Source organism: Methylobacterium sp. CM6241, from assembly GCF_054817845.1.
Map to the genome: position 1 here is coordinate 4,847,740 of NZ_CM139246.1, position 19,641 is coordinate 4,867,380.

At 63.3% G+C, this 19,641-nt stretch carries 24 protein-coding genes, 2 tRNA genes and 4 pseudogenes; 9 read left to right on the forward strand and 21 right to left on the reverse strand.

Translation table 11 applies throughout. From position 1 onward, the window contains the following. Positions 1–275 precede the first annotated feature (275 nt). The 4 genes from ACYQR9_RS22820 (at position 276) to ACYQR9_RS22835 (ending at position 2,250) form a co-directional block, all read left to right on the forward strand. Complete coding sequence (locus ACYQR9_RS22820) at positions 276–722, forward strand: hypothetical protein (protein WP_461228133.1); 447 nt, start codon at positions 276–278, stop codon at positions 720–722. An 8-nt stretch (positions 723–730) separates the two neighbouring features. After that, positions 731–1,012 carry a hypothetical protein gene (locus ACYQR9_RS22825; protein ID WP_461228134.1) on the forward strand — a complete coding sequence of 94 codons (282 nt, stop codon included), beginning with the start codon at positions 731–733 and terminating at the stop codon, positions 1,010–1,012. 36 nt (positions 1,013–1,048) lie between these two features. After that, complete coding sequence (locus ACYQR9_RS22830; protein ID WP_461228135.1) at positions 1,049–1,921, forward strand: hypothetical protein; 873 nt, start codon at positions 1,049–1,051, stop codon at positions 1,919–1,921. A gap of 161 nt (positions 1,922–2,082) precedes the next feature. After that, positions 2,083–2,250, forward strand: coding sequence for a hypothetical protein (locus tag ACYQR9_RS22835; RefSeq protein WP_461228136.1), 168 nt, complete (start codon positions 2,083–2,085; stop codon positions 2,248–2,250). Here ACYQR9_RS22835 and ACYQR9_RS22840 read toward each other — a convergent pair. Further along, the gene (locus tag ACYQR9_RS22840) at positions 2,238–3,209 is read right to left on the reverse strand and encodes a hypothetical protein (RefSeq protein WP_461228137.1); all 972 of its coding nucleotides are present in this window, start codon (positions 3,207–3,209) and stop codon (positions 2,238–2,240) included. The genes ACYQR9_RS22835 and ACYQR9_RS22840 overlap by 13 nt on opposite strands. Then, positions 3,209–4,666 (reverse strand): tyrosine-type recombinase/integrase, encoded by a 1,458-nt coding sequence (locus ACYQR9_RS22845; RefSeq protein ID WP_461228138.1) that lies wholly within the window; start codon positions 4,664–4,666, stop codon positions 3,209–3,211. Before ACYQR9_RS22845 ends, ACYQR9_RS22840 begins: the two co-directional genes overlap by 1 nt. A 144-nt stretch (positions 4,667–4,810) precedes the next feature. Between ACYQR9_RS22845 and ACYQR9_RS22850 the strand changes: the two genes are divergently transcribed. Then, positions 4,811–4,897: transfer RNA gene (locus ACYQR9_RS22850), tRNA-Ser, on the forward strand. 478 nt (positions 4,898–5,375) lie between these two features. Here ACYQR9_RS22850 and ACYQR9_RS22855 read toward each other — a convergent pair. From ACYQR9_RS22855 to ACYQR9_RS22905, 11 genes and pseudogenes are all read right to left on the reverse strand, one after another. Continuing rightward, entirely contained in the window at positions 5,376–5,576 is a 201-nt protein-coding gene (locus tag ACYQR9_RS22855; RefSeq protein WP_461228139.1) for a hypothetical protein, read from the reverse strand. A 245-nt stretch (positions 5,577–5,821) separates the two neighbouring features. Continuing rightward, on the reverse strand, positions 5,822–6,082 hold the full coding sequence (locus ACYQR9_RS22860) for a hypothetical protein (protein WP_461228140.1): 261 nt from the start codon (positions 6,080–6,082) through the stop codon (positions 5,822–5,824). 2 nt (positions 6,083–6,084) lie between these two features. Next, positions 6,085–6,228, reverse strand: a pseudogene (locus ACYQR9_RS22865) (hypothetical protein); the annotation flags it as partial. A gap of 190 nt (positions 6,229–6,418) precedes the next feature. Beyond that, positions 6,419–6,538 (reverse strand): annotated as a pseudogene (locus ACYQR9_RS22870) (peptidoglycan-binding domain-containing protein); the annotation flags it as partial. 277 nt (positions 6,539–6,815) lie between these two features. Continuing rightward, positions 6,816–6,892, reverse strand: a tRNA-Met gene (locus ACYQR9_RS22875). A gap of 384 nt (positions 6,893–7,276) precedes the next feature. Beyond that, positions 7,277–7,414: pseudogene (locus ACYQR9_RS22880) on the reverse strand (IS3 family transposase); the annotation flags it as partial. Then, a pseudogene (locus ACYQR9_RS22885) lies at positions 7,401–7,559 on the reverse strand (IS481 family transposase); the annotation flags it as partial. The pseudogenes ACYQR9_RS22880 and ACYQR9_RS22885, both read right to left, overlap by 14 nt. 209 nt (positions 7,560–7,768) lie before the next feature. Continuing rightward, complete coding sequence (locus ACYQR9_RS22890) at positions 7,769–8,602, reverse strand: phosphotransferase family protein (protein ID WP_461228141.1); 834 nt, start codon at positions 8,600–8,602, stop codon at positions 7,769–7,771. A 481-nt stretch (positions 8,603–9,083) separates the two neighbouring features. Further along, entirely contained in the window at positions 9,084–9,359 is a 276-nt protein-coding gene (locus tag ACYQR9_RS22895) for a hypothetical protein (RefSeq protein ID WP_461222595.1), read from the reverse strand. 135 nt (positions 9,360–9,494) lie between these two features. Then, complete coding sequence (locus ACYQR9_RS22900; RefSeq protein WP_461228142.1) at positions 9,495–9,845, reverse strand: hypothetical protein; 351 nt, start codon at positions 9,843–9,845, stop codon at positions 9,495–9,497. Positions 9,846–10,349: 504 nt separating this feature from the next. Further along, positions 10,350–10,748, reverse strand: coding sequence for a glycoside hydrolase family protein (locus ACYQR9_RS22905; protein WP_461229883.1), 399 nt, complete (start codon positions 10,746–10,748; stop codon positions 10,350–10,352). A 121-nt stretch (positions 10,749–10,869) separates the two neighbouring features. Here ACYQR9_RS22905 and ACYQR9_RS22910 point away from each other — a divergent pair, with 121 nt between their 5' ends. Then, entirely contained in the window at positions 10,870–11,031 is a 162-nt protein-coding gene (locus ACYQR9_RS22910) for a hypothetical protein (protein WP_461228143.1), read from the forward strand. 492 nt (positions 11,032–11,523) lie between these two features. On the opposite strand, the gene ACYQR9_RS22915 is transcribed toward ACYQR9_RS22910, so the two are convergent. The 6 genes from ACYQR9_RS22915 to ACYQR9_RS22940 all read right to left on the reverse strand — a co-directional run bounded on the left by ACYQR9_RS22915 (position 11,524) and on the right by ACYQR9_RS22940 (position 15,607). After that, the gene (locus ACYQR9_RS22915) at positions 11,524–11,787 is read right to left on the reverse strand and encodes a hypothetical protein (protein WP_461228144.1); all 264 of its coding nucleotides are present in this window, start codon (positions 11,785–11,787) and stop codon (positions 11,524–11,526) included. Between the two features lie 12 nt (positions 11,788–11,799). Beyond that, a complete protein-coding gene (locus tag ACYQR9_RS22920; protein WP_207412555.1) occupies positions 11,800–12,366 on the reverse strand; it encodes an NUDIX domain-containing protein in 567 nt (188 codons plus the stop codon). 110 nt (positions 12,367–12,476) lie between these two features. Further along, complete coding sequence (locus ACYQR9_RS22925; protein ID WP_207412554.1) at positions 12,477–12,713, reverse strand: sulfurtransferase TusA family protein; 237 nt, start codon at positions 12,711–12,713, stop codon at positions 12,477–12,479. 84 nt (positions 12,714–12,797) lie between these two features. Continuing rightward, positions 12,798–13,205, reverse strand: coding sequence for a hypothetical protein (locus tag ACYQR9_RS22930; RefSeq protein ID WP_461228145.1), 408 nt, complete (start codon positions 13,203–13,205; stop codon positions 12,798–12,800). Positions 13,206–13,357: 152 nt separating this feature from the next. Beyond that, complete coding sequence (locus tag ACYQR9_RS22935; RefSeq protein WP_461228146.1) at positions 13,358–14,725, reverse strand: glutamate--cysteine ligase; 1,368 nt, start codon at positions 14,723–14,725, stop codon at positions 13,358–13,360. A 129-nt stretch (positions 14,726–14,854) separates the two neighbouring features. Then, positions 14,855–15,607: a 16S rRNA (uracil(1498)-N(3))-methyltransferase gene (locus ACYQR9_RS22940; RefSeq protein ID WP_461228147.1), complete on the reverse strand. Its 753-nt coding sequence runs from the start codon at positions 15,605–15,607 to the stop codon at positions 14,855–14,857. A 236-nt stretch (positions 15,608–15,843) separates the two neighbouring features. Between ACYQR9_RS22940 and ACYQR9_RS22945 the strand changes: the two genes are divergently transcribed. Beyond that, positions 15,844–16,317 carry a hypothetical protein gene (locus ACYQR9_RS22945; RefSeq protein WP_056428862.1) on the forward strand — a complete coding sequence of 158 codons (474 nt, stop codon included), beginning with the start codon at positions 15,844–15,846 and terminating at the stop codon, positions 16,315–16,317. A gap of 38 nt (positions 16,318–16,355) precedes the next feature. Next, positions 16,356–17,312, forward strand: coding sequence for a 4-hydroxybenzoate octaprenyltransferase (ubiA, locus tag ACYQR9_RS22950; protein ID WP_461228148.1), 957 nt, complete (start codon positions 16,356–16,358; stop codon positions 17,310–17,312). Between the two features lie 13 nt (positions 17,313–17,325). Here the strand turns inward: ubiA and ACYQR9_RS22955 are convergent, their stop codons facing one another. Beyond that, the gene (locus ACYQR9_RS22955; RefSeq protein WP_461228149.1) at positions 17,326–17,838 is read right to left on the reverse strand and encodes a DUF6101 family protein; all 513 of its coding nucleotides are present in this window, start codon (positions 17,836–17,838) and stop codon (positions 17,326–17,328) included. A gap of 323 nt (positions 17,839–18,161) precedes the next feature. Here ACYQR9_RS22955 and ACYQR9_RS22960 point away from each other — a divergent pair, with 323 nt between their 5' ends. After that, positions 18,162–18,989: a 3'(2'),5'-bisphosphate nucleotidase CysQ gene (locus ACYQR9_RS22960; RefSeq protein WP_207412548.1), complete on the forward strand. Its 828-nt coding sequence runs from the start codon at positions 18,162–18,164 to the stop codon at positions 18,987–18,989. A gap of 381 nt (positions 18,990–19,370) precedes the next feature. Here the strand turns inward: ACYQR9_RS22960 and ACYQR9_RS22965 are convergent, their stop codons facing one another. Further along, the gene (locus tag ACYQR9_RS22965; protein WP_056428857.1) at positions 19,371–19,601 is read right to left on the reverse strand and encodes a hypothetical protein; all 231 of its coding nucleotides are present in this window, start codon (positions 19,599–19,601) and stop codon (positions 19,371–19,373) included. Between the last annotated feature and the right edge of the window lie 40 nt (positions 19,602–19,641).

Consider the following 19,641-nt stretch of genomic DNA (forward strand, 5'->3'; position numbering starts at 1 on the left):
CTGCCCCCGCCCTGCCTGGGCCTGGGGCATGCTGAGAATATGCGGCAGCGAGGCAGCGGGAGGCAGGGGGCCGGATACCGGTGTGGATGGGTGGCGTCACCCATGGGGGACACCCCCTCCCTTTAGGGACCGTTCTAGCGGTTTCGAGGCCCCGGGGGGGCGCTGCCTCCCGAGCTCTCTCTTACGGATTAATTTCGCAAAGGGGGGCCGTTCCGAAATTTAATTTGAGACCGATGGCGTCGAAAGACCCGCGTGATGGAGAGCGAGACCCTGAGATGGCCCTTGATGACGGTATCACCCTCGCCGAGCCCCGAGCCCGGCGCACACCCGAGACGGTTCGGCCGGCATCCCAGCCGAAGCCCCCAGCCCGCGAACAGCTCGCACAGATGCCTGACGATGCGCTCACCCCCGAGCAGTTGGCCAAGCGCCTGAAGTGGAGAGGCCAACGCGAGCGCTACGTCGAGAAGCACCGCGAGCGCTACATCCGGCTTAAGCGCGAGGCGTACCAGCGCCTTCGCCACCGCCGGATCACGGGTGAGCCCGCGCCGCGTGTCGCCACACCCGAAGAAAGCGCCGCCATGCAAGCCGCGCGACGCGCTCGATACAAGGCGAAAGACCCGCAGAAATGGCTTGAGCTGAAAGCGGCGGAAAGCCGTCGAGCCAGGGCCCGCCGCCGTGTCGAGCGCTTCGCCCTCTTGCCCGTCCCGCAGCCCGAACTCTGAGATCAGCCATGGCCCGCAATGCGAACGAACCGATGCTCTTCGACCCTGACGGCGAGCTGCTCAACGCCGATGACATCGTGAATGCCCCCCCTCGGCCGAGACGCCACCGTGCACATGCCGAGGTCTACTTCGCCGGCCGCAACATCACCGATCAGCTCGACCCGTACCTCATCAGCCTGAAGATCGCCGACCGCGAGAACATGAGCACAGCCTCCCTGGTGATCGATGATCGCTACGGCAAGTTCGCCCTGCCCGGTGATGGGGCTCCCTGCTACATCAAGCTGGGATAGCCCGATGAGCCGGCGGCTCGCGTCTTCAACGGGTACATGGCCGACATCATCAGCAACGGCAGCCGGCGCGGCGGGCGCACGGTGAGCTTGGAGTTTCAGGGTGCCGACATGCTGGGCAAACTGAAAGAGCTGATCAACGGCACCTGGGGCGGCGGCAAGGATGCCCCCCAGAGCGGCGGCGGTGGCGGCCCAGAGCAGATCGAGTTCCGCGTACCGGCCGAAGCCATCGCGAAGCTGGCCGGTGTCACCCTGCGCATCGGCGGCAGTCTCGGCAACGTGAAGCGCTCGTATTGGTCGATCGGCAGCGAGTCCCCGATGTCATGGCTGAGGCGGACGGCCCAGGAACTCGGCGGGCAGCTCAAGATCGAGGGCACCGAAGCGGCCATCGTGGACCTGTCGAGTGTCGCCACAGCCGGCGGTGTGGACTTCCCCTCAGTCGATTGCACCGTGGGCACCAACGTGCTGGCCTGGGGCATCAAGCCGAGGATCACCCGTGCGCAGTGGAGCGCAGCGGCGCATGGCTTCTTCGATCGAGACAAGGCCGCGTGGCAGAGCGTCGTTACCTCGATTGCCGGGGGCTTCGGCTTCGGTAACAGCAAGGCCCGCATCTCGGGCATGTTCCCCGTGAATGAGGAGGCGATGGCCAAGACGGCGGGCAAGGGCGACAGCACCGTTTCCGTGCAAGAGCGTGGCTCGGGCTGGATCGTGATCGACGGTGAGCCGAAGGCCCAGGCGCTCGGCCAATGCAGCGTCAACGGTGCGCGGCCCGGCGTGGACGGCACGTACCGCATCGTTGAGGTGGAGCACACCTACTTCCGGGGCGGCGGCTTCGTCTCGCGCCTCGACGTGAACAACCCGACCCTGACGGCATCGCCCTCGGTGACGGGCGCTTGGGCACCCACGCCGTAGGAGGCAGTGACATGGCAAGGATGGACCCAATGGTTGCCGCCGTCTTCAGGCGAAGGGCCGAGATCGCGAGACGGGAGGCGGGAGCCACTCGCACGCGTCACCTCGCGGCGCGGGCCGAGGTAATCGCCGAGCGGATGCTTTGCCTGCCTCTTGATCGCACGATGATGCCCGATGCGATCGCGGTCGGCCTGACGCTGTTGCAGCACCTCGCCGATCATCCTGGCAGCCCCCTGCCTTCGCGTGAGACCCTGGGCACCGCCCTGGGCCTCACACCCTACGCCGTGGCGATGGCGGCCTACGATCTCGGCCGAGGCGGCTACCTCGACTGATCGTGGCGGGGAGACAGAGGGGCGCGGCGATTCAAGGCGTCGGTGTAGTGAGCGGCCTTCTCCTTTCCGCTGCGTATTCTGGTATCCCAGCCGCCATCCGCTGCCCAATCGGGGGAGACGGTCAACAGGCTGTCGAATGCATTCGAGACGAAGCCAATCCCGTCTGGGCCTTCTCCAATAGGGCGACCGTGTATCAGTCTGCCCCACGCAACGCACATGAAGCCTGCAAACTCTCTCAACCAAATGTTCCCATCGGGGTCGGTCGCTTTATTTTCCGGTGAACGAAGTATAGCCTCAAGCTCACTCAAATTTTCAGACAGTTCGGCGCTTGCCCTTCTAGCGTTAGTCAGCAAGCCTCCATATCGATTGCACTGCCACGGCGAAAGAGATTGCATAACGTCAGTTGACGGTGCGCCATCTACGTATGGTGCGTTATGCAAGAGCGTGGTTTTGCCAATCGCTTGAATGAGTTTCGAGCACTGGGTCGCCTGATCCTTGAGCTGCGCTCTGCTTTCGATCAAGCTCTTCTGTACCCGAGAGTGGGAGGCAAGTAGCTGGCTTCTCAGCGCATAGTCTTGCGTAAAGCAAGCTCTGACAGCTTCCCTCGCCCGATCAATCCCTGCCGGTGACGGCGACCAACCAAGCTTGATGTTCGCCATTGTCGCCGCGAACACGGTGTGCCAGCGAGCCATGTAATACGGGCATCGATCTGAGCCGGGCGAGCACCCCAGGCCGTCGAGATCGAGGTGGGGCGCGCGATTGGCCTTGAGACGTTGAGCCGTCCATTCGTCTATCGCTACGGGGGCACTGGCTCGCAGCTCATCCCATTTGCCCCGTTCCTCACCGGTCATATCGAAGAGCGGCACACCGCTGAGATACCGCTTCGTGTCGAAGAGCGGCCTGCCGAGCAAGCGCTCTTCCCAGGGCCACAGTCCCAAGTCTTCATCGTGCGACGACATCAGGCAGCTCCCGCGCGCGCCGGCTGAAACGCCACCACCGTCTCGTCGGCCCGGCCGGCGATGATGCGCTCCAACTCGGCTGCCCACCGCGTCAGGGCGTGACGCTTCTCGGGCATCGCATCGTGGCGATCGTAGTGCCGGCCGAGCACGTCTTGCCGCGCATGCCCGATGACGGCTTGCACATCGGCGATCGAGATGTTGAGTCCCCGCATTCCCGTGGCTGCCGTTCTGCGCAGATCGTGAGGCGTGGGCAGATCGGTGCACCACGTCGCGCTGCCCCTACCCGTCATCCAGGCCGGCGAGCCCTCACCGGCGGGCTTCGCCATCATCCGGCCGAACCGGGCCATGGCATGGGCGAGGGCGTGGGCATCGATCGCCTTGGCCCCAGGCGTGCCACGCGGCGAGGTGAAGACGTGACGACGGCCTGCAGGCAGTGCCTCGCCGCCGCTGACATCGGCGCGGCGGGTGCCCATCTCATCGGTTATGCCGATCGCTTCGATGATGATGGATCGCGCCAGGGGCGTGAGCGGCACGGCATGGGGCTTGTTCGCCTTCATGCGCTCGGCCGGGATGTACCATGTGGCTCGCGCCGGGTTGTCGAAGTCGATCAGCTCGCCTTCATGCATGCCGGCCACCTCACCCGGCCGTACCCCCGTGGCGAGGATCAGACGAAGGGCGAGACGCATCAGGGGCGAGAATGCCACGTCATCAGCCGTGGCGGCCCATAGCAGGGCGATCTCATCACCCGTCAGCACGCGATCGCGGACCACGTTGGGGGCAACCCTGGGCAAGGCAACGGCCGGCGAGGCGTCGAGCATCCCCCGATCCACCGCGAACTTGAACATCTTGGAGAGCAGCGGGCAGAGGCGATTGGCCAGAGCATCCTTGCCGGTATCGGCGACGCCATCGATCAGTTGGATGCAGTCGGAGCGCTTTATGGTGCGAAAGTCTCGCCCGGCCCACTTCGGCGTGACATGCAGCTTCAGCATGCGCTCATCCTCGCCGGCCGAGCGCTTCTTCGGCTTGGCGTGCCGCAAGAGGTACTGCTCTGCCAGCGTCTCCCAGGCGTGAGCCTGTATGTCGGCCGTGGCACGCTCGGCGGCCACCCGATCCGCCTCAGCCGCCGCCAGGGCCGCCTCCCGCTCTGCCTGTAGCCGTTCGGCAGCCAGACGTGCCGCCTTGCGGTCTCCGATTGTGCTGCCGGCTTGGGCCACACGGGCTCGATGCTCCTCGGCCTTGGCCCGCGCGGCTGCGAGACCGACTTCGGGGTAGTGGCCGATTGTCACGCGTTGCGTGCGGCCATCCAGATCACGAAACCGAAAGCTCCACGAGCGATCGCCCTTTGCCGTGATGCGCAGCACCAAACCGCTGCTCCGACTATCCGAGACCTCGACCCTGCCTGTCTCTGGCACAGGCCACGCCCTGATCGCCGCGTCCGTGAGCAGTTGAGCTGGCATCCCGACACCCTCATTCGCCGGCCTGCCGAGGCGCTGGGGGCGCGCTGGGGGCGCAGAATGTGCCGGCAGCGTGCGATCATCGGCGAAAGGCCGCGAGCACGATATGCCGAGGTGCGGAGTGATTACAACGACTTAGGAGGGCATGCGCGAAATGACGCGAAAGGGTGTGAAAGCCCTCCAACCTCATTCGTAATGAGGGGGTCGGGGGTTCGAATCCCTCTTGCGGCACCAACAATTTCGAGGGCTTAGCTGAGAATTTTGTAGGTGCTGCACCCCAGCTTTACGTTTTGGGGTGCGGTGGGGGTGTAATTCTCTAGCGTTGGCCGCGAAGCAATTTTTTAGGGCACAAACACTCATTGCGTCGTCTTAGAATGGACCGAAGCTGGCGAAGCGCCGCTTGGAACGGTCCGTAGGATTCGCTTAGAGACTCACTGGCGGCATTCATGAAGCTTCCAGCTGTTCGATTAGCCCACAACGCCTCTCGGCCGCCCTGAGTCATCCTAGAAGCTTTTCTCCGTTTCTGTCCCGCTCACTTATGTGAGTGCGGCGCAGCTTTCCGTTCCTCGAAAGCTTCCTTCGCGGCCTTGCGAGTCTGATAGCCTTCATCCTCTCGCGCCAACCGCAATGCTTTGACCTGCTCTACGGCTTCGGCTCTTGCCGCGTCTACGGCCCAGCGCGCCATCGATGCCGCTGCCATCGCTTCGGCAGCCTACCTCATGATGATTTCCCGCATCGTCGCTGGCTGAGCGTCAGGGTTGGCCTTCGCCTTGGCTTTCCAGGCGGCGACTAGCGCGGCTGTGCCCTCCGCGTCGCTGACGCTCGTACTGGGATCGGCATACCGTCGCATGGCGCCGGCCAGTAGGCCCGTCGCTTGCCGCGCTTCGGCCTCAAGGTCTCTCAGACTGCTCATCTCCCATTCCATCTGTAGCGCGGTTCATGAACTCCGGCCTCCGCTTTGAAGCGGGCGGCGAGTTCGGAGTTTGTGTTGGTGATGGTCGCTTGCGCCGTTCGGTTGATCCGGGCGGGGAGCTAGGAGTTGCCCTGCTCAGCAACGATCGCTGCTTACGCACGGCTTACGCATCCCGGTCGGCCTGTAGACCGGCTCGGAACGCCATCATGCCACGAGCCAGAGGAGTAGGGGCAGGTCGATTCACGTCAAACCCGCTCCACCAAATGCCGGGACCAAACATCAAGTGCGATAGCGTGAGTGGCGAGGTCGAGATCTACCGCCCTGCCGTCCAGTACCCGGAACGCGCGGTGTTCGCCGTCAAACGGGACTTTGCTGCCCGATCTGTGATCGAGTCGAACGCTGCCGGAGAATTTCACGGTTGCGGCTGTGGCAGCTTCCGGCTGAAGGACAAAGCCCTTCGACTTCGCGGGCGAGATCATCAGGGCGCGGGCTGAATTCTGATCCATGATTAGGCCTCCGGCCGGGAATCAAGAGGGAGTCGAACGCGCCGACGCGCTACAGCTTCTGGGATTGCAACGCCCTCGAATTCGAGGCGCTGGGCGATGAGTTCTCGAACCATCTCCGACTTGGTGACGCCGCTGCGGCGGCAAGCGTTCTCTAAAAGGCTTCGGACGTAAGAAGGTCATACAATCGCGCTGACGGGGCCAGCGGGTCGCAGGTGGCCGCACCTCGGGATCGATGGCGGCCGGCGGGAAGGTCGGCAGATCGTCGATACGTGTCGGGACCAACTCCGGGAACAGGGGAGCTGAGGTGGGTGGCCTGACCTTGCGATCGACACCGAGGCCATTGGCGACCTCGAACGCCTTGATCGCCTCTGTGGTCTTCTTGCCCTTCTTCCCGTCGATAGGGCCAGAGCCAAAACCGCGCGCAGATAGAACACGCTGAATTGCAGCGACGTCCATGGTGATACTCACGATGTCAGGGCTTGCGCGGCGACCGGCCGGCTCGCGGTCAACGAGCTTCTTGTCGTTCTTCTCGGCCTCCTGTTTGCGCTGGAGGCCCAGGAAGTTCTCCTTGCGCCCGATCGCCTCCGGCAGCGGTAGGTTCGTTGGGTCAAGCGGCCCGATGTCCTCGACTTCGTCGTCGTCTGGAAGTGCCGCTGGCCGTGCAAGTGTCTAGGGCTCCCAGGCGGGGCTTAAGGGTGCTTAGGCGAGCCATGGTTACGCCTCAGCGTGATGCTGGTTGCGGCGCTCGGATTCGAACCGCTGACCTCCAGGTTATGAGCCTGGCGCGCTACCGGACAGCGCTACGCCACATCTAAGAAGTTTCTGTGCAACAGTGAACGGCTGCGCAGTGCCGCGAGCAATCTCAGTCTTGCGTAGAAATCACAGGCTCGGCACAACCCAATGCCGCGTATGCACGCGGCATTGGGGGACGTCATGACTGGGCGAATTCTTGTGGCTGCGGCTCTCGTCGCGGCGAGCGTCGGCGCGTGTGGAAGTATTACCCGCGGTACGTCGGAGAAGATGGCCTTTCAGACTGAGCCGCCCGGCGCAACGATGACCACCACCAAAGGCTATGCCTGCCCTGCAACGCCCTGCTCTTTGGACGTCGACCGGTCGGACGAGTTTGATGTCACCTTCGTAAAGCCCGGATATCGGCCGGAGGTCTGGCCTGCTGCCGGTTCCGTGGACACGATCCTAAGCTAATTGGGCCTGTTTTTCGAACTCGATTGGGCTGACGTAGCCGAGGGTCGAGTGTCGGCGGGCCGGATTGTAGAAGCGTTCGATGTAGTCGAACACGTCGGCCCGAGCCTGGTCCCGCGATCGCCTCATCTTCAGGTGAAAGCACCGTCGAACGCGGATCCTTCGGACCCGTGCGCTGGTCGGCGACCGAGGTCCGCTGCCTCCACTTGGCGACGGTCTTCTGGTTGATCCCGTAGCGTTTCGAGAGAGCCCTCAGGCTCGCTTGACTATGCTGGATCGCTTGACGAACCGCCTCAGTCGTCGTGGCGCTGCCGTGAAGAACCTAGCCCATAGCGCGTCCTTCCACTCCAACGTGAAGATTGCACCATCAAACCCTGGGATCAAACACCTAGGTAGGGAGGGAAACCTGCCTGTCAATACCTACGAGTCTGGTCTCCGCTTGCGCTCGCCGCGCTTGAGTTCAGCGAGGGGCGATGTGACCATTCTTCATACGAGATGCGCGAACTGAGTTCCGAGCTCTGAAGCTTCTGCCTGAATTTCATGCTCATTTGCAGCAACCTGACCGGAAAGGCGAGCAACAAGCATCGGCAAACGCCAAGCCATGACATCCTGCCTGCTGATCATGCTCAACTGGCAATACTGCCGAATATAAAATTCTGCCAAAGCTTTACAAATAATTCTGTCTATCACTTTTCTTAGCGTGCGAGTCTCGCCGACGCGTCCGGATCGGATGATGAGGTCGGTACGGGCGACATCTGCCGCCGGATGACCAGATGTTGACTTCTCCCAGTCTATGACGACCAAGCCCTCGGATGTGTAGAGAACGTTCTCCGGATGGAGATCCCCATGACAAAGCCTGTCACCATGCGGTAAGCGGTCGAGAACCGCGAGCGTTGTCTGTTTCAACCAGGACGGCACCCGAGCTCTGGATACCTGAATACGGATCGCGTCTTGTTGGTCCGGAAGCGGCGGGTTTTCAATTTTATGAATGCTATACTGAATGATGGCAAGTTTTCGTAACGCGCCCAACATTCCGAGCGGGCTACTTTTAAAATGTTCTAGGACTGTTTTGCCGTAAATATGTTCAAATATAACACCACTTCGTCCATCTCGCTCAATTATGCTCAAAGGAGCCGGGACACGCAGGCCATGGGAACGGGCAAAAGATGTCGCAACGAACTCTTTTTTCGCCAGTTGATTGCCCCATTTTGCTTTATAGAGTTTGAGTACTCGTCTGGATCTGTCTGCAAAAACCTCTGCACTGCGCCCCTCGCCCACGCGATGAGCTTGCTCAAAAGCGATTTCTTGCGTCGCCGACATGTCGATCCATCTCAATGCCCCGCTCAGTGCCAAGCTAGGAGTTAGGATCAACGATAATGAGTTGGCAATCAATTCGCGATTACGAAGATTTCCGGCATATGATTGATGTGCTTAGGCGCACACCTCACCGAATACCTGCGGGGGCGCGACCCGGGCTGGCGAGGTCTGTTCGGGGCGAAATACAGGCTCATGTCTGTTACAGGGCAGCGAAATTGCGCCGAACGTGCTCCTAAAACGCAGGAAAGCCTTTTTGGCCCTGACGGCAGTCGGGCTTGAGGAGAAGGATGTAAACGATAAGGGGAGTCGCACCCCTGGTTCAGGTTTCTTAGGCTTGCGTTCTAACCGTTAAACTACGCCAGTAGCCGGATGAAACGGTGACCGGATGTCTCGTTGCAAGGCCGCGAACGAAAAACCCGCCACGGCGTCAGCCGGGCGGGTTAATGTCTGCGAGGCTTATGAGCCGGCTTTCTCACAGTGGAGATTAGAGCCCGCCGTTGCCCCCACCGCCGCCGCCAGCGCTACCGTTTGGCACGGCACGCGAAGGCTGATTGGCATTGCCGCCCGCGGCCGAGTCGCTTGTAGCCGTTTCGGCACCAGTCGCCCCACGCGAAACTGTCACGTCGCGGTCATTGCCGGTCGTATTCGGCTGGTTTTCGATGACCGTTCCTGACCCGCTTGGCTCGCTTGGGACAACGCCCTGCGCGAGAGCAGGACCAGCAAGCAGAATCGCAGTGGTAACAAGGATCAATTTATTCATGGATGTATCCAAATCGAGGCAGCAGTGTTTCGCTCGAGCTAGATAAATACTGAGATCCCAATAAGGTTTCAGCTTGGCTGGTGCCGTTACGACGGATCCGTTATAAAAAAATCCCTCTGGTTCTCACCGGGCGGGTCATATCGTGCTCTCAGGACGACAAACAGGCGCGGTAGCGCGTCGGATTAGGTGAGACAGAGGAGCGCGCCAAGCATGCGCATCGCATCCGTGCGTCCGATTCTCGGTGGCCTGCTCTCGTTCGATTGCAGCCAGCAAGCTTGTGTACTGCTTCGCCTCATCCCGCATGGTCCGCACGCTCTCGGCGATGCTGTTGATGTCCACGGTCTGCCGCCGGGCGAAGTCGCGCATTTCCTCCATCACGTCGATGACCTCGCGCGGCACCTGTTGGAACGGCGCCGGCACATCGGCCGGCGTTGCGGGCACCGGCGGCGGAAGGTGCTCCTTGTCGCCCCGCAGGCGGGTCACCATCCAACCGATTGGCGGGCGATGGTGGTCTCCAGAAAATCCAGCCATCCCATTACCCGGCGACCCTTTCCAGCTTGTCGAGAACCTCACTACGCCGGCTCTTGCGTGAAACGCCTTCCAAGACGGCAATGTAGACCGACAGCGCCTCGAACCCTGAAAGCGTGCCGAAGACGGGGTGTTGAGGCGGGAGAATGGGCGACGGTGGAGGCGCCATAGATCAGCGCGAACGTGAATTGCACCACGATGTAGCAGCCCACCGCCGCGCCGAGGGCTCGGGAGCAGGCCCCATTTCGGACCGACCATCTGGTTGTTTATGAAGTCGTTGAGGAACATGGCCAGCTTGCTCGGCTAAAAGACCACCGTCGGCTCGTCAGCGGCTCCGAGGCGGGCGAAGGCACCGGAATAGCAGGCGGGATTATCAAGGAAGCGGCCGGCGCCGGCGCGACGGGTGGAACGTCCAGCGGTACCGATGCCGTGAGCGGCGCGCTGACCGGCTTCGCGTCGGTGCTACGGGCCGTAGGCGCCGCCTTGGTGTAGGGCGTCAGGAACTGGTCCCGCTCGGCAGTCGGGGGGCAGCTCCTTGTTCTTAATCCACAGCTCGATCGCCTCCGCGTAGCCCTTCCGTTCGCCGGCGCTCAAGTGGTGAAGGAACGTCGAGCCGGTAAAGCCGCCCACGCCGAAGTTGAAGGCGATGGAGATCAGGGCGTCTCGCTCGTGTTCGGCCACCGGGACCTTGGTGGCCGACAGGATCGGCAGCGCGTGCGAGGCGAGGTCATCGAGGAACAACGCGTCGGCCTGGGCCTGGTGATGACCTGTCCGAGCTTGACGCCCCTGGTGTGGCCGTAGCCGTTCGTCGACACCCCGATGCCGTCGAGCTAGGCTTCCAGCTGCACGCCTTCCCGCGATTTAAGCGCGGCAAGGCTCAGATGCGTCATGATGGCGGACGCGCCCATGCGTAGTCTCCTGAATAGTGAATACAAAATTAACTGCCTACGATCGGCTTTCCGGACCGGGGGCGGATTTTGGAATGCAGCACTTCGACAACGGGCACTTGCCGGAGCCGGAAGAGCATTTTGCTGAAGGGTTTGCACAGGACGCGATCCTGACTTGTCTCGTTGCCGTGGAAGCAGTCGGGTTTGGTCTTATGGCCCTTGGCGCCGTGCATCTCGGCGGCTGGCTATTGGCTTGAGCATGTGCGGCGACCGGCCGGTTTTGCGGTGATAAGCTGCCCGGATGGATCAGCTTCTACGACTGACGATCATCTTAAGCCGGTGGACGCGACGGCGTTGGACGAAGACCGAGGCGATTGTTGCGCTGGCCGTGATCGCTATTGCCTTGGCGATCGCGCTCATCGAATGGGCCGGCTACTGGCCAGAAGCTTTAACCGCTACGAAGGTGCGGCGAGCGCCTATGCGACTATAAATATTACGCTGAAACAGGGCACGAGCGTCCCCAAAACTTCAGGTATTGCCTGCAGTCCGGCGCCCTTTGCACAGAAATGCATAGATGGCGGATGCTGATCGGCGGCAACGGGCGAAGACGACGGTGTCCTCTCTGATTCGCGGCTCATGTAATTCGAGATCCCGCTGCCAACGGGCGGCACAGTCATCGCCTCTGTGTGGCCCGCTCGGGGGGGGACGCGATTTACTGCGGTGAGTTTGTCAAAGGAAGAGTGCTGGGGCTAGGCCGCCGGAGCGAAGGAGCACGCCCAAAGGTCCATGCTCTTGGTCGTGCCGCCGAGATACGCGAGAGCCTTCGCGTCGTCGCCAAAGCAGAGGCGGGACACGAGGGCGGTGGTGGCGCAGGTTGCGGTGATGGTGATGAGGTAGAAGTCCGCCGAAATCTTCTCGATGGAGCCGGCGAGGTTAGTAAAGACGCCGCCCGTGTTCGTGGACAGGGTGACGGTGCCGGCAATCAGATCGAACAGGACGCGCGCCGTACCCACCGGATTGGTGCTTCAGGCGAACAAATCCGGCCGACGAAGCCGCAGTGCGAAGAGAAGCACCAGGGTTTTCATGTCGGTGATCTCGCCCCGATCGCTCATGGCGGCGAGGGTGGCCAGGGGCATCTCGTGAACGGTGATGCTTTCATGTTCCTCGGCCAACCCACCGCCGGGGCCGGAGCGGTCGGCGGCGCTATAGGCACCCAGAAATAGGTCCATCTGTTCGGTAGAAATCCCGGGCATTGACCACCCAGTTGTCAGGCGTTCGAGGGTGCCGAGGCGGACGCCGGTCTCCTCGAAGGCCTCGCGGCGCGCGCCGTCCTCGGGCTCAGATTCGTCGAGGAGTCCAGCCGGGATCTCAAGAAGCGACAGGGTACCGGCCGCAAAGAAGGTGGGTGGCCGGAACTGCTCCACCAGAAGCGCCACGCGGCGCTCAGGATCATAGGGCAGCACCCCGACCGCGCGGCCGTGATCCTCGATCTCGCGGGTCAGGCGCGTGCCGTCCGGCATCGTGACTTCTGCCACGAGAAAGCGGCTCCAGCCATCGTGCAGGATGCGGGTGCCACGGATCACCGGCGCCATATAGTCGTTCCCGTCTTCCGGCCACGGGCGGTCACGCGGCCTTCTTCGGGATCACCTAACCGCGAGTTGCCGCATCATTGAGGCGAAGACAGTGCGGAATGAACGAGTTTTCAGGTGCCGCCCTTCTCAATGGTGAAGCTGAAGACGCCGTCGTCGCGGCCCTGACCGACGAGACGATCGCCCTCTTCGGTGACGAGATGGGGGATGTCGATCACCGAGACCGGATCGGTGCAGAGGATGGTCAGCTGCGCCCCCGGTTCCAGGCCGCGCATGGCCTTGCGGGTGCGTAGCACCGGCAGGGGGCATTTCAGGCCGCTGAGATCGAGGACGAGTGGCGCGTCGGTCATATCTGTCCAACGATACGACAAGCCCCGCCCGAGGCTGGAGCCTCGGGCGGGGCTTGAGCCGAAGACGAGGCTCCGTGGATGATGTTAGTAGCCGTAGGCAGGATAACCGTAGGCCGGGGCGTAGCCATAGGCGGGCGCGTAGCCATAGGCCGGGGCATACCCATAGGCTGGCGCGTAGCCGCGGTCGTAATAGCCGTAGCGGGGAGCCTGGCTCGCCGCGATGGCGCCGCCGATGATGCCCAGAGCGGCACCCGCCGCGAGGGCTCCACCGATGCCGGGGCCACGGCGATAGCCGCCACCATAATAGCCGCGACGGTAGCCGTAGCCGCCGCCGTAGTAGCGGCCATAGCGAACGGTCTCCACGGCAGAGCCGCCAGCGACCTGTGCCGACGTCAGAGTGGGCATCGGGGCGGCTTGTGCGCCGGAGAGAGGAGCTGCCGCCAGACCGACGGCGGTCGAACCGGCAAGGACCAGGGACATGATGCGCGACATGCGGGCGATCTCCTAATTCGAGTGTACCTGCACCGTTAAAACACCATCTTTGATGAACCGTTCCGGAACAGACGAGGCACTATCGGCCGAACGTGTGCCCCGGCACAATTGTCGTTTCAAGAAGACATGGGTTTATAGTCAATAGCCTCTCTTCAGAAGACGCATTCCGTGAACGCCGGATCGACGGAGCGCCGCCATGGACCCTCGTAATCCGCCAACCTATCCTCAGCACGCGAATGACCACTGGCGACGATGGCTTCGAGGGGCTGGAGGAAGTGAGTTTCATCGCGTCCCTGGGCATCACGGCGCCCGCGCGCTTCAAGACCCTTGCGGGCGATAGCCAGGGCTTCCGCTGCCACAGTGCCCAGACTGCGTCCGGCGATCGGTGTCGCGAGTCCGAGACGTGGCACGATAGCGCGAAGGCATTCGCGCTCTGCGGTACTCCAAGCCTTGGCAATGTCCCAGGCCGCCGCGAGCCCGGCATCGTCGTAGAGCAGCCCGACCCAGAACGCCGCCTGCGCGACGATCATGTCCGCGCCGCCCACATCTGAGCCGCGCATCTCGATGTAGCGCTTGAGCCTGACCTCGGGGAAAGCCGTGGAGGCATGGTTCGCCCAGTCCGACATCGTAGCCCTCTCGCCGGGAAGTGCCGCGAGCCGCCCATCCATGAGATCGCGGAACGAGGCGCCGCTGACGTCGTGATAGGTCTCCCCGCGCTTGACGAAATACATCGGCATGTCGAGCAGCCAGTCGGTATATGCCTCATACCCGAAGCCAGCCTCGAAGGCGCGGGGCAGCATGCCAGTCCTGTCGGCATCGGTATCACGCCAGATCTCGGAGCGTCGCGAGAGGAAGCCGTTGGGGCGCCCGTCGGTGAAGGGGGAGTTCGCGAAGAGCGCCGTCGCCACCGGTTGCAGCGCCAGGGCGACCCGCATCTTGGCCGCCATGTCCGCTTCTGAGGAGAAGTCGAGATTCACCTGCACCGTGGCGGTACGCAGCATCATGTCGAGGCCGAGGGAGCCGACCTTGGGCATGTAGCCGGCCATGATCTTGTACCGGCTCTTGGGCATGACCGGCGTTCCCTCACGGGTCCATTTCGGACTCATGCCGAGATCGAGGAAACCGATTCCGAGTGGGTCGGCCGCACGAGCGGTCGCCTCCAGATGGCTGCGCAATTCACGCTCGGTGGCATGGACATCACTTAGCGGCGCGCCGGACAATTCGAACTGCCCGCCAGGTTCGAGCGAAATCGCTCCCCCGTCATTTCCGGCGAGGCCGATCAGGTTGCCGGCATCCTCGATCGCCTCCCAGCCCGTTTCGCGCGCAACGCCTTCGAGGAGCGCGCGGATTCCAGTCTCGCCCGCGTAGGGAACGGGTGCGTTGCCGTTCCGGTAGAACGGAACCTTCTCGTGCTCCGTGCCGACGGCGAAGCTCTCGGGCGGTTTTTCGCCCTCGGCGAACCACGCGATCAGTTCGTCCCGCTTCGTCAGCGGTGTCGTGTCGGACGTATCGCGCGCCATGCGCTGCCTCGTGATGAAGGTCGTGTGTGGTGAGAGGCAGGCCGGACCGCAGCGGAGGAGCCCCTTTGAAGATGGCGACTCCTTAGTCCAGCCGCGAGCCATGAACAACGCGGCGTGGTGGGGGGCTCATCAGCGTGTGTCTCCCAGCACAGACTGCACCAAGGTGAGAGCCACCACGGCCGCCGTATCCGCCCGTAGGATCCGAGGTCCGAGGGATAGCGCGACCGTGTTGGGCCGCGCAGCGATCATTTCCCTCTCCTCTGCCGAGAACCCACCCTCAGGCCCGATCAGAACCGCCAGGGGCGGCGGCGCCGCCGGGTCGGCGGCGCTGCGCAGGGCCGCGACAGGATCGGCCACCGCGGCGTTCTCGTCGCAGAAGACGAGGAGGCGTTCGGACGCGAGTTCCGCGAGCGCTACGGGGAGCCGGACCGCATCGGGAAGTTCGGGAATCGCCAGGATGCCGCATTGCTCAGCCGCTTCGATGGCGTTGGCGCGCAGGCGATCGAGATTGATCCGCTCGCCTTGCGTGTAACGGGTGAAGACCGGCCGTATGGTTCCGGCTCCCATCTCCACGGCCTTCTGCGCCAGATAGTCGAGCCGGGCGGTCTTCAGTGGCGCGAAGAGGTAATGCAGGTCGGCACGCTCGGATTGAGGCCGTACCTGCTCGACGGCGATCAGTTCTGCGCTCTTGCGCCCGCTCTGGGCAATGCGGGTGCGCCATTCGCCGTCGCGGCCGTTGAAGACGAGGACGGGATCGTCCGGGCCACGCCGCAGGACGTTCAGCAGGTAGTTCGCCTGGGCGCGTTCCAGGGGAAGGACAGTGCCTTCACCAAGGTCGGATTCGACGAAAAGGCGGGGGGCGGTAAAGTCGTATGCTGCCATGGCTCAGCGTGGTCGCCCGCGTCCGCAGGCCTGTCAACGCCGGCGCCCGATTGCAGGTGATGCGCCGGGGCAACAGCGCTGGATTTTGTCGAGTTTCCCCAAACGCAAACCTTACCGGCCATTTACGTCTTGAAAGACGCCACATTCCTATGGCGAGACGTCAACGAGGTTCGGCAATCGCTCCGGCAGCCACGGCAAGGCACCGGTGTAGATTGGGGGAGAGGGAAATCCAACTCATGTCATCGAAGATCATCGCGGCCGTCGCCGGAGCTGCATTCGGCTCCGTTCTCATCGCTGGTCCCGCCTTCGCGCAGAACGCGGAATGCGGTGAGATCCAGAAGACGCTCCAGTCGCGCAAGGATCTCGTGGCCAAGGCGAATGCCGCGTCGAACTCCAAGAAGAAGATGACCCCCGCCGAAGCCTGCGCGCTGTTCGGCAAGCTGCAGACCAACGGCAACGAAGGCGTGAAGTGGATCGCCGCCAACAAGGAATGGTGCTCCATTCCCGATTCCTTCGCCGAAGGCTTCAAGGCCGACCATCTGAAGGTCGCCGGCATCCGCACCAAGATCTGCGGCGTCGCCGCCCAGGCCGCGAAGATGGAAGCCCAGGCGCGGGCGCAGGCCCAGAACGGCGGCGGCGGTAGCGGCGGTGGCATGCTCGGCGGGCCAGGCCTGACGGGCAGCTTGAAGATGCCGCAGGGCGCGCTCTAGGCCTTGGCTGCCATTTCGGTCCACGGTAGCGCCCGCCCATGGCGGGCGTGACCTCGCCGGACGGCGCAGACGGGAAGGTCGCGGATGCTGTCGTCGGCCACTGGGTCGATCGTCACGCCCCTCGCGGCCTCCGTCCCTATCTCCGCCTCGCCCGCATCGAACGGCCGATCGGCTGGTGGCTACTGCTCCTACCGTGCTGGTGGTCGGCCGCCCTGGCGGCGCTCGCCGGTCACAAGCCGTTTCCGGACCCGGCGCATCTGCTCTTGTTCCTGATCGGCGCCATCGCCATGCGAGGGGCGGGCTCGACCTACAACGACATCGCCGACCGTGATCTCGACGCGCAGGTGGAGCGCACGCGCTCTCGCCCCCTCCCCTCCGGGCAGGTGAAGACGCGGTCCGCCGCCATCTTCCTCGTGATGCAGGCGATGGTCGGTCTGGCCGTGCTACTGCAATTCAACGCTACCGCCATCTGGGTCGGCATGGCGTCCCTCCTACCAGTGGCGATCTATCCGTTCATGAAACGGGTGATGTCCATGCCCCAGGCGGTTCTCGGCCTCGCCTTCTCGTGGGGAGCGCTGATGGGCTGGGTCGCCGCCTTCGGCAGTCTCGGTGCGCCGGCCTTGGCTCTCTATGTCGGCGCGTTTGCGTGGATCGTCGGCTACGATACGATCTATGCGGTTCAAGACATCGAGGATGACGAGATCGCCGGCATCCGCTCGTCGGCCCGCCTGTTTGGCCGCAGTCTGAAGCCCGCCATCGGCCTGTGCTACGCGGTCTCGGCCGCCGCCATTGCCACAGCCGTGGCACTGGCTGGTGCGGGCCCTGTCGGGTTTGTCGGCGTTGCCTTGTTTGCCACCCATCTCGGATGGCAGGTTTTCCGTCTGAAACCCGGTGACGGGCGCGGGGCATTGCTGCTCTTCCGCTCTAACCGCGATGCCGGGTTGATACTTTTCGCTGGCCTGTCGGCCGATGCCCTGTGGCAGGCCCTCTTCTGAGGCCGGTCCGGCCTTAGGACAGCGCGCCTCCGACGATCTCGCTCTCACCGCGGTAGATCAGGGGGCGCACCGGCAGCACGCCGGTCTTACGACGGACGAGGAAGCGCGGGCGGCGGCCATTGAGCAGGCCGTGACGACGGCGGGTGCGGGTCGTTCCGAGAGCAACACGGCCGAGCTGGCGCGACACGGTTGCGAGGGTGCCGTCTTCCCGCACGATCATCCGCGGCAGGCCGGTCCGGGCCGAGCAATCACGCCAGATCGCGACCACATCGTCATCGCCATAAGGGCCGAGACGACCCAGCGTGGCGCCGGTCTCGTCCACGAGCAGAAGGGCGAAGCGATCCTCGTCGCAGGCATCGGAATCCTCGGAGGCGAAGGCCAGGGCGACACCGATGGCCACGGTACCACCAGCGACGCGGCCGGTGATCGGCAGAACCGAAGTAGTGAACGCCACGGAGCTCAGCGCGACGCCATCCTGCAGGCAGTGATCGGTGGCGATGCCGACGTTTGTCTCGGTTGGATTCATGTTTGAGAAAGTGTTCATTGGTCCGACGCCCTGTTGGTGTGATCGGCCTCTGTCGGGCCGTCTCTTATGACAAGCAGATTTGCGTCTAACCTCCTCAAACCGCCTTAATAGCCACAGTTAAGCGATCGTGGACGGCGGGGAAGCGATTGGGATGCTCAACACTTCCTTGCTTCATTCCTCAGGATCGCGGTGCATCTCCGGATTCTCGATCCTTGTGGGCATGGGATGCCCGCCCTACAACGGTATCAGTCTCTTCCCGCCGCAGGGTGCGGAAAGGCCCGATTCGCATCCCTTCTCGAGAAAACCCGAAGATTCGGAGACGCATGTCCGACACGATGTCGATCGAAGCCGCCAAGGCCCTCGTCCCTGATCTGCGGGCGGCGATCCGCGAAGCTGCCTCCCTCGCCCTTCCCTACTTCCGGGCGGACGGACAGACGACGGCCCGGACATGGTCGAAGGCCGGTGGCTCTCCAGTGACGGAAGCCGATGTGGCGGTGGATACGTTCCTGAAGATCAGGCTGAGTGCTTTGCTGCCGAAGGCCGCCTGGCTTTCGGAGGAAACGAGCGACGATCCAATTCGCCTGGGCTCCGACCTCGTCTGGATCGTCGATCCCATCGACGGCACCCGTGCCTTCCTCACAGGCCATCCCGATTGGTCGATTTCGGTGGCGTTGCTCTCGCAGGGGCAGCCTGTTCTCGGCTTCGTCCATGCTCCCGTCAGCGACAAGTTCTACGAGGCGGTGGCGGGTGCTGGCGCGACGTGCAACGGCGTTTCGCTGTCGGTCTCGCGACAGGCCGGACTCGCTGGTGCGCGGGTGACAGGGCCGAAACCGATGGCCGATAAGCTTGCACGGGGCGGCTCCGTTGACGGAAAAGCGGTCGATTTCGAGATCGTCCCGCGTGTGCCGTCCCTTGCTTTGCGGGTGGCCAGGGTCGCGGAGGGATCGATCGATATCGGCCTCGTTTCGTCCGACGCGCGCGACTGGGACCTCGCCGGGGCCGACCTGCTCCTGCGCGAGGCGGGAGGATCGGTGAGCGACCTGCGGGGAAATCGCACGACCTACAATAGACCAGATCCCGTCCACGGGGCGCTGATCGCGATGTCGGACACCCTGCGCGACGATGTCGTTGCCGCCCTGACGCGGGTCTGAAGCGTTCGTCATCGCGACGACGCGTCATTCCCTTCGCAGCTTGGTGAAGCGTCGATTGTGTGTGGATACGGCGGTAAAATCGACCGGAATCGAGCCGGGTTTCGACCGCCATCGGCGAGGCTTTCGAGGTCTCCGGGCCGATCGACAAATCCGGCCGCGTTCCGGTGCTCCGTGGCGCCATCGACCGAGCGTTCACCCTGGTAAGCGCGGGCATTCGCCGAGGTGCGGGACACCCGATGGTCGAGACGACCGAGGGTGATTCTCCCCCGCCCCCATGCCGGCGCGATGGGCCCGGACACGCAAACGCCGAGCCCTGTGAGGAACTCGGCGCGAAACGTCCATCAGCGCGGGGACGATGCCCTCGACGCAGGATAAGCCCGATCAGGCGTGTTCGCGAACCGCGACCACTTCGGGAGCCACTCCGAGCCGCTCGGCGAGGTGCCAGCGCAGTTCACGGGGCGAATGGTAGTTGTAAGAGGTGTCGATGAGGTGGCTGAGATCGATGTCCTGCGCATCACGCGACGTCGTCTGCTTCAGCTTTCCTACCTTGAATGTCGCCGCATCGGTGATGGGCGAACGGACGCCGCGGCGCCGGGTATATTCGAACAACATGTTTTCTTGTGATCTTTCAGATTTTCTTGGTGTGCAGAAC

Coding starts and splice junctions, on each gene's coding strand:
- ACYQR9_RS22825 (WP_461228134.1), top strand. CDS start 731: ATGGCCCGCAATGCGAACGAACCGATGCTCTTCGACCCTGACGGCGAG.
- ACYQR9_RS22860 (WP_461228140.1), bottom strand. CDS start 6,082: ATGGATCAGAATTCAGCCCGCGCCCTGATGATCTCGCCCGCGAAGTCG.
- ACYQR9_RS22845 (WP_461228138.1), bottom strand. CDS start 4,666: ATGCCAGCTCAACTGCTCACGGACGCGGCGATCAGGGCGTGGCCTGTG.
- ACYQR9_RS22935 (WP_461228146.1), bottom strand. CDS start 14,725: ATGGCGCGCGATACGTCCGACACGACACCGCTGACGAAGCGGGACGAA.
- ACYQR9_RS22960 (WP_207412548.1), top strand. CDS start 18,162: ATGTCCGACACGATGTCGATCGAAGCCGCCAAGGCCCTCGTCCCTGAT.
- ACYQR9_RS22965 (WP_056428857.1), bottom strand. CDS start 19,601: ATGTTGTTCGAATATACCCGGCGCCGCGGCGTCCGTTCGCCCATCACC.
- ACYQR9_RS22925 (WP_207412554.1), bottom strand. CDS start 12,713: ATGACCGACGCGCCACTCGTCCTCGATCTCAGCGGCCTGAAATGCCCC.
- ACYQR9_RS22910 (WP_461228143.1), top strand. CDS start 10,870: ATGCAGCACTTCGACAACGGGCACTTGCCGGAGCCGGAAGAGCATTTT.
- ACYQR9_RS22940 (WP_461228147.1), bottom strand. CDS start 15,607: ATGGCAGCATACGACTTTACCGCCCCCCGCCTTTTCGTCGAATCCGAC.
- ACYQR9_RS22920 (WP_207412555.1), bottom strand. CDS start 12,366: ATGGCGCCGGTGATCCGTGGCACCCGCATCCTGCACGATGGCTGGAGC.
- ACYQR9_RS22820 (WP_461228133.1), top strand. CDS start 276: ATGGCCCTTGATGACGGTATCACCCTCGCCGAGCCCCGAGCCCGGCGC.
- ACYQR9_RS22840 (WP_461228137.1), bottom strand. CDS start 3,209: ATGTCGTCGCACGATGAAGACTTGGGACTGTGGCCCTGGGAAGAGCGC.
- ACYQR9_RS22895 (WP_461222595.1), bottom strand. CDS start 9,359: ATGAATAAATTGATCCTTGTTACCACTGCGATTCTGCTTGCTGGTCCT.
- ACYQR9_RS22835 (WP_461228136.1), top strand. CDS start 2,083: ATGATGCCCGATGCGATCGCGGTCGGCCTGACGCTGTTGCAGCACCTC.
- ACYQR9_RS22890 (WP_461228141.1), bottom strand. CDS start 8,602: ATGTCGGCGACGCAAGAAATCGCTTTTGAGCAAGCTCATCGCGTGGGC.
- ACYQR9_RS22830 (WP_461228135.1), top strand. CDS start 1,049: ATGGCCGACATCATCAGCAACGGCAGCCGGCGCGGCGGGCGCACGGTG.
- ubiA (WP_461228148.1), top strand. CDS start 16,356: ATGGCGGGCGTGACCTCGCCGGACGGCGCAGACGGGAAGGTCGCGGAT.
- ACYQR9_RS22945 (WP_056428862.1), top strand. CDS start 15,844: ATGTCATCGAAGATCATCGCGGCCGTCGCCGGAGCTGCATTCGGCTCC.
- ACYQR9_RS22930 (WP_461228145.1), bottom strand. CDS start 13,205: ATGTCGCGCATCATGTCCCTGGTCCTTGCCGGTTCGACCGCCGTCGGT.
- ACYQR9_RS22955 (WP_461228149.1), bottom strand. CDS start 17,838: ATGAATCCAACCGAGACAAACGTCGGCATCGCCACCGATCACTGCCTG.
- ACYQR9_RS22855 (WP_461228139.1), bottom strand. CDS start 5,576: ATGAGCAGTCTGAGAGACCTTGAGGCCGAAGCGCGGCAAGCGACGGGC.
- ACYQR9_RS22900 (WP_461228142.1), bottom strand. CDS start 9,845: ATGGTGACCCGCCTGCGGGGCGACAAGGAGCACCTTCCGCCGCCGGTG.